A 12,457-nucleotide genomic window follows, 5' to 3' on the forward strand; every position below is an offset into this window, starting at 1 on the left:
CAGTCTGACCTGTGAGAGAGACGTGGCCGAAGCTGACCCTTCCTCCAGCCTGACCCTGCCCAGCGACCGCTATTTCAACCGGGAGTTGTCCTGGCTGACGTTCAACCAGCGCGTGTTGGAGGAGGCGATGAATCGCGCCCATCCGCTGCTCGAACGGCTGCGCTTCCTGTCCATTTCGGGCGCCAATCTGGACGAATTTTTTTCCGTGCGGGTGGCGGGCCTGAAGGGGCAGCAGTTGCAGGATGTCGACCTGCGTTCGGCCGATGGGCTGACCCCGGTGCAGCAGCTGGCCGCCATTACCGAGGAAACGGCGCGGCTGATGGGCGCGCAGCAAAAGGTCTGGGGGGCGCTGCACAGCGAACTGGCGAAGGTCGGGATCGAGGTGATCGGCCCGTCGAGCGCGCTGGAGGCGTCGCAGGAAAATTGGCTGCGCGAGCATTTCCTCGGTCAGATCTTTCCGATCCTGACGCCGCAGGCGCTGGACCCGGCGCATCCCTTCCCCTTCATTCCCAATCAGGGGCTGTCGATCGTCTTCGACCTGGAGCGGCTGTCGGACAAGGAGTCGATTCGCGAACTGGTGATGCTGCCGTCGTCGCTGGCGCGTTTCGTGCGGATGCCGGGGGACATTGCGCGCTATATGGCGCTGGAGGCGGTGATCCGGCGCTTTTCCGCCGATCTCTTCCCCGGATACCGGGTGCGCAACAGCGGCGTGTTCCGCATCATCCGCGACAGCGATATCGAAATCGAGGAAGAGGCGGAGGATCTGGTCCGCTATTTCCGCAGCGCCATCAAGCGTCGCCGCCGCGGCCGCGTGATCCGCATGGAGATAGAGGAGCGCATTCCCGAGCCGGTCGAGGAGATGTTGCAAGACATGCTCCAGGGCCATGAGGCGATCATCGCGGAGGTCGAGGGTTTTGTCGGCATCGGCGACCTCAGCGGGATTGTGGAGGAAGATCGGCCCGACCTGAAGTTCGAGCCTTACGCGCCCCGCTTCCCCGAGCGCATCCGTGAATATGGCGGCGACTGTTTCGCGGCGATCCGGGCGAAGGATATTGTCGTCCACCATCCCTATGAAGCCTTCGACGTGGTGGTGTCCTTCCTGAAGCAGGCGGCGTCCGACCCCGATGTGGTGGCGATCAAGCAGACGCTCTACCGCGCGGGCAAGCAGTCCGCGATCATCCGCGCGCTGATCGACGCGGCGGAGGCAGGCAAGTCGGTGACCGCCGTGGTCGAACTCAAGGCCCGCTTCGACGAGGAGCAGAATCTGATGTGGGCCGACGCGCTGGAACGCGCGGGCGTGCAGGTGGTCTATGGCTTCATCGATTGGAAGACCCACGCCAAGGTGTCGATGGTCGTCCGGCGGGAAGGGGGGGCGTTCCGCACCTACTGCCATTTCGGCACGGGCAATTATCACCCTATCACCGCGCGTATCTATACCGATTTGAGCTTCTTCACCGCCGACCCCTCCTATGGCCGGGACGCGGCGGCGCTGTTCAACTACATCACCGGCTATGTCGAGCCGCAGCGGCTGGAAAAGCTGGTGATGAGCCCGCGCGACCTGCGCAACAGGCTGTGCGAACTGATCGACATGGAGATTGAGCATGTCCGCGCCGGGCGGCCAGGCACGATCTGGGCGAAGATGAACTCGCTGGTCGATCCGGCGATCATGGAAAAACTGTATGCCGCCAGCAATGCCGGCGTGCAGATCGACCTCATCGTGCGCGGCATATGCTGCCTGCGGCCGGGCGTGCCCGGCATGTCGGAAAATATCCGGGTGAAATCGGTCGTCGGCCGTTTTCTGGAGCACAGCCGCATCACCGTGTTCGGCAATGGCAAGGCGCTGCCCAACAACGGCGCGAAGGTCTATATCAGCTCGGCCGACTGGATGCCGCGCAATTTCGACCGGCGCGTGGAGTTTCTGGCTCCGGTCGAGAATCCGACCGTCCACGATCAGATATTGGATCAGGTCATGGTCGCCAACCTCATCGACACCGAACAAAGCTGGAATTTGGACGCCAACGGCCACTATCACCGGGTGGAGGCGACCGACCGGCCGTTCAACCTGCACCGCTATTTCATGACAAACCCCTCGCTGTCGGGCCGGGGCGCGGCGCTGGACAGCGAGGCGATCCCGACCTTGCGCCTGCGCGGACGGGTCTGAGCCTCATGAATTCCATGCTCAGCCAGGTTCGGGCCATCGCGGAAACGATGGCGACCTCGCCAGAACATGCGCGGGCGCGGACGGCGATCATCGACATCGGCTCCAACAGCGTGCGTCTGGTCGTCTATGACGGGCCGCGCCGCATTCCCTTCATCCTCTTCAATGAAAAGGTGATGGCGGGGCTGGGCGCCGCGCTGGGAAAGACCGGCCGGATCGAACCGGACGCGATGGAGCGCGGCCTGCGCGCCGCCGGACGTTTCGCCCATCTCTGCCGTGAAATGGAGGTGGAGGAGGTGCGCTGCGTCGCCACCGCCGCCGTGCGCGACGCCGATAATGGCGCGGAGTTCATCGAACGCGCCGCCGCCATGGGGCTGACCGTCAAGCTGCTGTCCGGCGGGCAGGAGGCGATGGCGGCGGGCCATGGCGTGCTGTCGGGCATTCCGGGCGCGGACGGCATTGTCGGCGATCTGGGCGGTGGCAGCCTGGAACTGGCCCGCGTGCGCGATGGCGCGGTGCATGAGACGATTTCCCTGCCGCTGGGGGTGCTGCGCCTGCCGCAGATCCGCGCCAAAGGGCCGGGCATGCTGGAGCGGCAGGTCAGGAAGATGCTGGACAAGGCCGGTTGGCGGGCACAGCCGGACCTGCCCTTCTACATGGTCGGCGGGTCCTGGCGCGCGCTGGCGCGGTTCGACATGGAACTGACCCATTTTCCGCTGCCGGTGGTGCATCAATATGAAATGCCCGCGCGGCGGGCCGAGCAACTGACGCGCGTGATTTCCCATGTCGACAAGGCGCGTTTCAAGGACATTCCCCAGATCACCGGATCGCGCGTGCCGACCTTGCCCGATGCCGCCGCGCTGCTGTCCGTCATCGTGCGGCAGTTGAAGTCCAGCGGTCTGGTGGTGTCGGCCTATGGCCTGCGCGAGGGGCTGTTGTTCGGGGATTTGCCGCCCGACATCCAGCGGCACGACCCGCTGCTGGTCGCCGCCGAGGCGGAGGGGGAGGCGCAGGCGCGCTTCTCCGGCCATGGCGATATGATCGAACGCTGGATCGCACCCCTGTTCCTGGAGGATGGCGGCGCCTGGCGGCGGATTCGCCGCGCGGCCTGCCTGCTGGCCGATGTGGGATGGCGGGCCAATCCCGATTTCCGGTCCGAACGCGGCGTCGAGATCGCGCTCCACAGCAATTGGGTGGGCATCACGGCTGCCGAACGGGCGATGCTGGCGCAGGCGCTGCACAGCAATTTCGGCGGCGGGGTGTCGACGCCGGCGGGCATAGAGCGGCTGGCCCCGCCCGAGGCGCTGAAGCGGGCGATGCTCTGGGGGCTGGCGATCCGCCTGGGGCAGCGACTGTCGGGCGGTGTCGAAGGGCCGCTGCTGGCGTCGCGGCTGGAGATGGAGGGCGATGTCCTCGAACTGCGGTTGCGCGGGGCGGACGTCGATCTGTTCGGCGAAGCGGTCGAGCGACGGCAGCGGCAACTGGCGCAGGCCATGGGTGTGAAGTACCGGCTCGCCTGGTGAGGATGGGTGGATGGCTGACGCCCGACCCTCCGTCACGCCAAGACCCCCCATCGTCACCCCAGCGCAGGCTGGGGTCTCAGGCCATGTCGCGCGCTATCTCCCGAGATCCCAGCCTTCGCTGGGATGACGAAAAGGGGTGGATTGGGGACTGTCAGCTTCATTCTTCCTAAGAAGAAAAGCGGACATCGAAAGAGGTTGCCCCAAGGGGGTGGACCGCGACCGAGGTATGCTTTCCGCTTTGTGGTTTGGCGTCTTGTATCCAGCAGCCTGTCACCTGCACACGTTCCATAGCGCACTCGACTGGTGAAATGCGCTGTAGTTGGCGCTTGAACTGATCAGCGCACTCCGGATCGAACTGCAATTTGATATGATAAGAAAATCCGGGCGTCGTATTGCGCTCTTCGGGAGTAGTCAGATCGTGCACCTCTGCGGTGCGACAGATTTCTAATCCCATGTATTCTTTAATTTCAGTTTGCGTAACGGCTTGTGGGGTTCCGCATGCCGCAAGACCAAATGAGATAGCTGTGGTAGCGAATGGTGGACGCAGCATGCCGCCATTTTATCAGATTTCAGCATGGCCGCTATTGGGAAGCTGTTGATCCGCCGCCAACGTCCAGAAAAGGTCGAAAGACGCCCTATTTGCTCCGAACGCCTAACACCCGCCGCTCTTCGTCCAGCGCGATCACCAGATCCGCCCGGCCCGGCATTTCATCCAGCATGTGGCGGGTCAGCCGTTCATAATGCTGGATGAAGCGCGCCACTTCGGCATCCGACATGCCGCCTCCCGCATGGCGGCGCAGTTCCCGTTCCTGCTGCGTCCGCCAGCGCCCGACAAGCTCGAAGCCCGGTGCCGCCAGCATCGCCAGCCGGTCGAGCCGCCCGAACAGCGCCTGATAGTCCCCGGCCAGCGCCCGATTGACGAAAGCGCGCCAGACGCCTTGCGCATCCTCCTCCCGTTCCAGCGCATTGACCGGCTGCATCAGCGCCGCCTCCGCCTGCGGCCGTGCCCCGACGCACCAGCCCTCCAGCAACAGCAGCCGCGTCCCCGCCGCCGCCCGATCCCACCAATTCTCGGGCAGGCGGTCGTCCGCCGCCTTGTCGAAGCGGGGCAATAAGGCCGCCTCGCCCCGTTCCAGCGCGTCGATCACCCGCAGCCCCAGCGCCACGTCATGCGTCCCCGGCACCCCGCGCGTGCGCAGCAGCGGATGGATCGAGCGGCCCAGCGCCTCCCGCTCCGCCCGCGTCAGATAGAGATCGTCGAGGGACAGGATCGCCACCGGCACCCCGTCGCGCGCCAGCCGTTGCCGCAGCCCGGCCGCCAGCGTCGATTTGCCGCTGCCCTGCGCCCCGCACAGCCCGATCGCCAACAGCCCGTCGCATCCTGCCAGCGCCTGCCTGACCAGCCCTTCGACCGCATCCAGCGCCGCGCCGGCCATGACGGTCAGCGCGCCGCGACCAGCAGCTTGTCGATCTTGCGGCCGTCCATATCGACAATCTCGAACCGCCAGCCCTGATCCTCGATATAGTCGCCCACTTCGGGCAAGCGCTTCATCAGCCAGAGGGCGTGGCCCGCCACGGTCGCATAATCGCGATCCTCGGGCAGGTCGATGCCGATGCGCTCCGCCAGCAGGTCGACCGGCATCTGGCCCGACACCAGCAGGCTGCCATCCTCCCGCTCGACCAGATCCGGTTCGTCCTCGCTGTCGAGGTCCGACACGAAATGACCGGCAATGGCGGACAGCAGGTCGGCGGGCGTCGCAATGCCTTCGAAATGGCCATATTCGTCATGGACCATGACCATCGGCACCTCGGCACGGCGCAGCACTTCCAGCGCGTCCATCGCGTCGACCTGATCGGGCACGACCTCGACCTTGCGCATCAGCACTTCCAGATCGAGCCCTTCGCCGCGGAACAGCGCGGTCATGATGTCGCGCGCCTGCACGACGCCGATAATGTCCTCCACCGTCCCCCGGCCCACCGGCAGCCGGGTGTGCGGCGTATCGAGCAGCTTGGCGCGGATCGCTTCCTCATCGGCATGGATGTCGATCCAGTCGACGTCCATCCGCTGGGTCATGACTTCGCGTACCGGGCGGTCGGCCAGACGGACAACGCCCGAAATGATCGCGCGCTCGCTTTCCTCGATCACGCCGGACCTGCTCGCCTCGGCCACGATCAGGTGCAGTTCCTCCGCCGTCACCTGACTCTCGGATTCGCGGGTCAGGCCCATCAGGCGGAAGATCAGCGCGCTCGACCCGTCCAAGACCCAGACAATGGGCGCGGTCACCTTCGCCAGCCACAGCATCGGTCCCGCCACCAGCACGGCAATCGGTTCTGGTGCGCGCAGGGCGAACTGTTTGGGCACCAGCTCACCGACAATCAGCGAAGCATAGGTGGTAAGCCCGATCACCAGCGCAAAGCCGGCATGTTGCGCGACGCTGGGCGACAGGCCCAGCATCGCCAGCCGCTCGCCGGTCGGCCCGCCCAGACTGGCCCCCGAATAGGCGCCCGCGACGATGCCGATCAGGGTGATGCCGATCTGCACGGTAGAAAGGAACTTGCCCGGATCGCTCGCTGCCGCCAGCGCAGAGCGCGCACCGCGCCGTCCCGCTTTCTCCATCGCCTGGAGGCGCGGCTTGCGGGCGGAGACGATCGCCAGCTCCGACATGGCGAAGACGCCATTCAGCGCGACAAGCGCCAGGATGATGACGAGGTCGACCCAGGGAAAGGGCGTGGGAGCGTGCGGGGGGATATTGGCCATGGTGGTCAGCGGCCATCTATAACCTTGATTCTTACAATTTCACAACCGTTCCATCAGCCCCGGTTCAGTTCGCTGGTGGAACAAATTGCGCGTCTCGACCATTAGGGGTGCATCCGTCCCGTTCGGGTGCACGAGAAAAAGGGAACTGAAATTCATGCGGAATTTTCATCGCATCATCGGCGCGGCGGGTCTGGCCGCCATGCTGGCTACCACGGCCTGCACGACTGACCCCAATACCGGTAACCGCACCATTTCGAAGGCCGCCATCGGTGGTATTGGCGGCGCGCTGGGCGGTTATCTGCTCGGCGATCTTGTCGGCGGGCGGCATGATCGCACCGAAAAGATATTGGGCGCGGGCATCGGAGCGGTCGCGGGCGCGGGCATCGGCGCCTATATGGACGCGCAGGAACGGAAATTGCGGGAAGAAACCGCGGGCAGCGGCGTGGACGTGATCCGCGACGGCGACAATCTGGTGCTGCGCATGCCGTCGGGCATCACCTTCGCCACCGACAGTTCCGCCGTGCAGACGCAATTTCAGCCGACGCTGAACGATGTCTCATCGGTGCTGGCGCAATATCCCAAAACCTATATCGACGTATATGGCCATACCGACAGCGACGGCACGGATGCCTATAACCAGGCGCTTTCCGAACGGCGTGCCCGGGCGGTGGGCGATTATCTGACGACCCACGGCGTCCAGTCGGCGCGTATCGCCACGCGCGGCTTCGGTGAAACCCAGCCGATTGCCTCCAACGCCACGGCGGAAGGCAAGGCGTCCAACCGCCGGGTCGAAATCAAGATCGCGCCGGTGACGGAAGCCGACGTTCGCAGCTGACCCTTGCAGGAACGGCGCGCTCCCAACGGGCGCGCCGTTTCGTTCAGAAACTGGCCTTCAGCCCGTCGATCACGAACTGCGCGGCCAGCGCCGCCAGCAACACCCCCAGCAAGCGGGTAATCACTGCCTCGATCTTGGCGCCGAGCAACGCCATGATCGGTCCCGCCGCCAGGAGCGATCCCAGCATCAGCGCCAGCGTCACGACCACCGCGCCGATCACCACCATGCGCTCGCCCAGCCCTTCGGCCCGCGACATCAGCAGCATGACCGTGGCGATCGATCCCGGCCCGGCGATCATCGGCATCGCCATGGGAAAGACCGACACATCCTCGACCTCGGGCGTTTCCGCGATCTTCTGCGCCCGGTCTTCGCGCCGCTGGGTGCGTTTTTCGAACACCATGTCCATGGCGATCATGAACAGCATGATCCCGCCCGCGATGCGGAAGCTGTCCAGTTCGATCCCGAGCACGCCCAGCAACTGCTTGCCCCAAAGGGCGAACAGCAGGAGGATGGCCGCCGCGATGCCCACGGCGCGGATCGCCATGCTGCGCCGCTGCGCCTGGCTCGCGCCCGTTGTCAGGCTGGCATAGATCGGCGCGCAGCCCGGCGGATCGATCACCACGAACAAGGTGACGAAGGCCGATATGAACAATTCCATCATGCGCCCGCCGCCACCCTGTCGTCGATCACGGTTTCATAATCGCTGCCGTTCCACATGCGCACGGTCACGCGGCGGCTGCCATCGGTCGCTATGTCGGCGGTCCAGGTCAGGCTGTCGTCCTTCGGCGCGGGGGGCATGGCCTCCTTTCCTGGCTTGCCGGCCGGGCGGGGCGCCTCGCCGCCATGGGCGCGCTTGCAGGTCGCGACTTTGCCGATCAGATATTCCGGTGCTTCACGGGCGGCGGCGAGCGTGTCGCCATGGTCCATGATCCATTTCCAGGCGCCCTTCTTGTCGCGCCGCCAGATGGTGGTGAAATAGCCGACAGATCCATCCGGCCGCTTCCAGTTGCCGGTGCTGGCCGCCAGATTGCCGTCGCAGGACGCATAGATGGTGGAAGGCGTCCATGTCACGGCGGCCGGCGGATCGGCGCGGCCCTTCAGCCATTGTTTCGCCAGCACGCGTTGCGGCACGAACATCACTGCGTCTTCCGCCGCCGTTTCGCGGAAGGCGGTCCATTGCCCCTTATCCTGTGCCAGCCGGTTGAAGGCCATTTCGGCAGCAAGGACGGAGCTGGGGTCGGGCTGATAGCGCATGGGCGGGCGCGCGCCCGCCAATGCCAGCAAGGTCAGGACAAGAAACGCCGCGCGCGCCTTCACACCCCCTCCGGCTTTGCCAGTCCCGCCCGGGCGCGCGCCGCCACCAGCGTGTTGCGCAGCAGCACGGCAATGGTCATCGGCCCGACCCCGCCCGGAACCGGGGTGATGGCGCGGACATGGGCCAGGGCCTCCGCCGTTGCGACGTCGCCGACGATCCGGCTCTTGCCGTCCTCGGTATCGGTGACCCGGTTGATGCCGACATCGATCACCGTGGCGCCGGGCTTGATCCATTCGCCCTTCACCATCTCGGCCCGGCCCACCGCCGCGACCACGATGTCGGCGCGATGCACGACGGAGGCCAGGTCCCGCGTGCGGCTGTGCGCGAGGGTGACGGTGCAGTTCTCCGCCAGCAGCAATTGCGCCATCGGCTTGCCCACGATGTTGGAACGGCCCACGACAACGGCCTCCATGCCGGACAGGTCGCCCAGCTCATCCTTCAGCAGCATGATGCAGCCCAGCGGCGTGCAGGGCACCAGCGCCTCTTGACCCGTCGCCAGCAGGCCGGAATTGACGACATGGAAACCGTCGACATCCTTGGCGGGACTGATGGCGCCGATCACCGAAGCCTCATTGATATGGGCAGGCAGCGGCAACTGGACGAGAATCCCGTCCACCCGTTCATCCGCATTCAGTTCCTCGACCAGATCGAGCAGTTCCTCCTCCCCGATTCCCGCGGGCAGTTTGAACTCCATGCTTTCCATGCCCACGGCCACGGTCATCTTGCCCTTGTTGCGGACATAGACCGAACTCGCGGGGTCCTCGCCCACCAGCACCACGGCCAGCCCCGGCTTGCGCCCGGTCTTTTCGATGAAGGCGGTGACGCCGTCCGCGACCTTGCCGCGGAGCGTCTCGGCATACGCCTTGCCGTCAATGATCTTGCCGATGGTCATGATGCTTCACCCTGTTCCTTGATAATGGCGGAAAGCCGGGCACTTTGGCGTTACCGCATGTCCCGAGTCGCCAGATGATCCCATCTGACTTGGAAATGCTCCAGTGCCAACGCTTCACCCCCGCCCTTGATCCGCAGTCGTTTTAACCGGTTGGTGTCGCCCGATTCCAGCGAAATCGCGCTGCGCGGCCAATCCAGCCATTTGCCCAGCAGCGCGATCAGCGCCGCATTGGCCTTGCCCTTTTCCGGCACGGCGCGCACCCGCGCGCTCAGCCATATGGCACCCTTTTCGTCCGTCCAGACGCCGCCGACCTCTTCCTTCGTCGCGCCCGGCGTCAGCCGGACGGACAGCAGCAGATCGTCTCCGTCCCGGCTCCAGACCGTCACACCAGCCCGAACAGCGGCGGCAATATGGCCTGACGGATGATGAGGATGCCCAGCAGCACAACCATCGGCGACAGGTCGAGCGCGCCCAGATCGGGCAATATCCGGCGGATCGGATTGTAGATCGGCGCCGTCATCCGATCCAGCGCGACCATCACGGTGCGCACGAAATCATTGGAAAGATTGACGACATTGAAGGCGATCAGCCAGCTCATGACGGCCTGGATGATGATGATCCACCACAGCACATCGAGCAGGATGACGATGATCTGATAGAGGGCGTAGGCCATGCAGTCTCCGAATTGATTGGGATTTGCTCTAGCCGAGAGGAGTGGCGCTGGACAAGCGGCCAACCGGATTATTCCACCAAATGCAGGGCTTGTTCGGCCAAGAGCATGGATTCTCCCGCCTCCGCCGCTATAGCCTGCCTCCATGAACTTTCGCGACGCCACCCCTGGAGACGCTCCGCTGATCGCCGCCTGTCATGTGGAAAGCTGGCGCAGCGCCTATGCCCATTTCATGGACCCCGCCTATCTCGCCGGCGGCATAGAGGCGGAACGGCTGGCCCACTGGACGCAGCGCCTGACCGCGCCGTCCCCCACGCAACGGATCATCATCGCGGAAGAGGGCGCTTGGCCGATCGGCTTCACCTGCCTGATCGGCGCCGACCATCCCCGCTGGGGAACCTTGGTCGACAATCTCCACGCCCTGCCCGCTGCCAGGGGTAAGGGGTTGGGCAGCGCCTTGCTGGCCGAAGCGGCGCGTTGGGCACTCCAACACTTCCCGCAAGCCGGTCTCTATCTCTGGTGCTATGCCGACAATCACGCCGCGCGCGGTTTCTATGCCCATCGCGGCGGGCTGGTCGTCGAAAATACCGCCAAGCCCGGCCCCGACGGCAGGACATTGCCGGAACAGCGTTTCCACTGGGCCGATCCGGCAGTCCTGCTCAAAATGGGCTGATCACCGGCGCACTAAAGTACCCGCACCCCGGTCGGTGAAGATTTCCAGCAGCATCGCATGCGGCACCCGCCCGTCGAGGATGACGGCGGCGTCCACCCCGCCTTCCACCGCACGCACGCAGGTTTCCAGCTTCGGGATCATGCCGCCGCTGATCGTGCCATCGACTTCCAGCCCCTTGATCGCTTCGGGGTCGAGGTCGGTCAGCAACTGCCCCTGCTTGTCCAGCACGCCCGCGACATCCGTCAGCAGGAAGAAGCGCGACGCCCCGAGTTCCGCCGCGATCGCGCCCGCCATGGTGTCGGCATTGACATTATAGGTGTGGCCGTCCGCGCCGATCCCCACTGGCGCGACCACCGGAATGATGCCGTCGCGCGACAGCGTGTCGAGGATGCTGCGGTCGACCTTCACCGGATCGCCGACGAAACCCAGATCGACATTGCGCTCAATCCCCGAATTGGGGTCTGCCTCGCGCTTGCCCAGCACCTTTTCGCACAGGACCAGGCCACCGTCCTTGCCCGAAATGCCGACCGCGCGGCCGCCCGCGCCCGCGATCCAGCCGACGATTTCCTTGTTGATGGAGCCGGCCAGCACCATTTCGGCGATCTGCGCGGTTTCCTTGTCGGTGACGCGCAGGCCGCCGATGAACTGCGATTCGACGCCCAGCTTCTTCAGCATCGCGCCGATCTGCGGCCCACCGCCATGGACGACGACGACATTGATGCCGACCGCTTTCATCAGCACCACATCTTCCGCGAAATCGCGTGCCGCCTCGGGATCGCCCATGGCATGGCCGCCATATTTCACCACGAAGGTCTTGCCCGCATATCGCTGCATATAGGGCAGCGCTTCGACGAGGGTTTCAGCCTTGGCGAGAAGGGCCGGATCCGGGGCGTGCTTGCTGTTCATGCGCGGGCGCATAAGGCCAAAGATGCGCTACCGCAAGCTAACGATCCAACCGCCGCCCCAGCGCCACCAGCGCATAGAGGACCGGCGGCACGAATATGGCCGACAGCGCGACCTTGGCCAGCATCTGCCCCAACAGCAGTCCGCCGATCGGGAATATGCCGTAAAAGGCAATGGAAACAAAGAGAAGCGTGTCCGCGACCTGCGACAACATGCTGGCGACCGCCGCGCGCAGCCAGAGCAGGCGGCGTCCCTCCCGCCCCTTGAGCATCGCGAACAGGGTCACGTTCAGCGTCTGCGAAATGCCATAGGCGATGATCCCGCCCAGCCAGATGCGTGGCGTGCCCCCCATCATCAGCGCGAAAGCGTCGCGCCGGGTCCATGTCATGCGCCGCGGGAACGGACAGCACGACGATCGACAGCAGGATCGAGGCGATCAGCGGCAGGAAACCCACCTGCACCAGCCGGGTGGCGATGGAGCGCCCGTGCAGTTCGGCAACGGCGCTGGAAATCGTCACCAACAGCAGGAAGGCGAAGATGCCCGCCTCCACCGCCAGCGGCCCCAAGCCGAACATCGGCCCGATGGCGGAGAGCGGCCCCAGCGTCACCTGCTTGTTGCCCAGCACGCCCGCAATGCAGACCATGCCGCCATAGAAGATCGAAAAGACGAAAAGGGAACGGGCAATCGGCGCGGGATTGGAAGCCATAGCCGGGACTTAACGGGATTTCA

13 protein-coding genes and 1 pseudogene are annotated in these 12,457 nt (G+C 65.1%); 4 read left to right on the forward strand and 10 right to left on the reverse strand.

Annotated features, from left to right (window positions below; translation table 11 throughout):
* Positions 1–22: 22 nt before the first annotated feature.
* Positions 23–2,161, forward strand: a complete 2,139-nt coding sequence (locus tag F7P65_RS09985) for an RNA degradosome polyphosphate kinase (protein WP_150291602.1) — start codon at positions 23–25, stop codon at positions 2,159–2,161.
* 5 nt (positions 2,162–2,166) lie between these two features.
* Entirely contained in the window at positions 2,167–3,681 is a 1,515-nt protein-coding gene (locus F7P65_RS09990; protein ID WP_150291603.1) for a Ppx/GppA family phosphatase, read from the forward strand.
* 166 nt (positions 3,682–3,847) lie between these two features.
* On the opposite strand, the gene F7P65_RS09995 is transcribed toward F7P65_RS09990, so the two are convergent.
* The 3 genes from F7P65_RS09995 to F7P65_RS10005 form a co-directional block, all read right to left on the reverse strand.
* Positions 3,848–4,231, reverse strand: a complete 384-nt coding sequence (locus F7P65_RS09995; protein WP_150291604.1) for a hypothetical protein — start codon at positions 4,229–4,231, stop codon at positions 3,848–3,850.
* A gap of 85 nt (positions 4,232–4,316) precedes the next feature.
* Positions 4,317–5,117 (reverse strand): kinase, encoded by an 801-nt coding sequence (locus F7P65_RS10000; protein WP_150291605.1) that lies wholly within the window; start codon positions 5,115–5,117, stop codon positions 4,317–4,319.
* A 5-nt stretch (positions 5,118–5,122) separates the two neighbouring features.
* Entirely contained in the window at positions 5,123–6,439 is a 1,317-nt protein-coding gene (locus F7P65_RS10005) for a hemolysin family protein (protein WP_150291606.1), read from the reverse strand.
* Between the two features lie 154 nt (positions 6,440–6,593).
* On the opposite strand from F7P65_RS10005, the gene F7P65_RS10010 reads away from it, so the two are divergent.
* Positions 6,594–7,274: a YiaD family glycine zipper/OmpA-like lipoprotein gene (locus F7P65_RS10010; RefSeq protein ID WP_150291607.1), complete on the forward strand. Its 681-nt coding sequence runs from the start codon at positions 6,594–6,596 to the stop codon at positions 7,272–7,274.
* Positions 7,275–7,317: 43 nt separating this feature from the next.
* On the opposite strand, the gene F7P65_RS10015 is transcribed toward F7P65_RS10010, so the two are convergent.
* From F7P65_RS10015 to F7P65_RS10035, 5 genes are read right to left on the reverse strand one after another with little or no spacing between them, the layout of a single operon-like run.
* A complete protein-coding gene (locus tag F7P65_RS10015) occupies positions 7,318–7,935 on the reverse strand; it encodes a MarC family protein (protein WP_150291608.1) in 618 nt (205 codons plus the stop codon).
* Positions 7,932–8,591, reverse strand: a complete 660-nt coding sequence (locus F7P65_RS10020) for a YybH family protein (protein ID WP_150291609.1) — start codon at positions 8,589–8,591, stop codon at positions 7,932–7,934. Before F7P65_RS10020 ends, F7P65_RS10015 begins: the two co-directional genes overlap by 4 nt.
* Positions 8,588–9,481, reverse strand: a complete 894-nt coding sequence (folD, locus tag F7P65_RS10025) for a bifunctional methylenetetrahydrofolate dehydrogenase/methenyltetrahydrofolate cyclohydrolase FolD (protein WP_150291610.1) — start codon at positions 9,479–9,481, stop codon at positions 8,588–8,590. The genes F7P65_RS10020 and folD overlap by 4 nt, the downstream gene beginning before the upstream one ends.
* 50 nt (positions 9,482–9,531) lie before the next feature.
* A complete protein-coding gene (locus tag F7P65_RS10030; RefSeq protein WP_150291611.1) occupies positions 9,532–9,867 on the reverse strand; it encodes a DUF167 domain-containing protein in 336 nt (111 codons plus the stop codon).
* Entirely contained in the window at positions 9,864–10,154 is a 291-nt protein-coding gene (locus tag F7P65_RS10035; RefSeq protein ID WP_150291612.1) for a YggT family protein, read from the reverse strand. The genes F7P65_RS10030 and F7P65_RS10035 overlap by 4 nt, the downstream gene beginning before the upstream one ends.
* Before the next feature lie 142 nt (positions 10,155–10,296).
* On the opposite strand from F7P65_RS10035, the gene F7P65_RS10040 reads away from it, so the two are divergent.
* Positions 10,297–10,824, forward strand: a complete 528-nt coding sequence (locus F7P65_RS10040) for a GNAT family N-acetyltransferase (RefSeq protein ID WP_150291613.1) — start codon at positions 10,297–10,299, stop codon at positions 10,822–10,824.
* On the opposite strand, the gene argB is transcribed toward F7P65_RS10040, so the two are convergent.
* Positions 10,825–11,742, reverse strand: a complete 918-nt coding sequence (argB, locus tag F7P65_RS10045; RefSeq protein ID WP_150291614.1) for an acetylglutamate kinase — start codon at positions 11,740–11,742, stop codon at positions 10,825–10,827.
* Between the two features lie 25 nt (positions 11,743–11,767).
* Positions 11,768–12,434 (reverse strand): annotated as a pseudogene (locus tag F7P65_RS10050) (queuosine precursor transporter).
* Between the last annotated feature and the right edge of the window lie 23 nt (positions 12,435–12,457).

The organism is Sphingobium estronivorans (assembly GCF_008692605.1).
Lineage (GTDB): Bacteria > Pseudomonadota > Alphaproteobacteria > Sphingomonadales > Sphingomonadaceae > Sphingobium > Sphingobium estronivorans.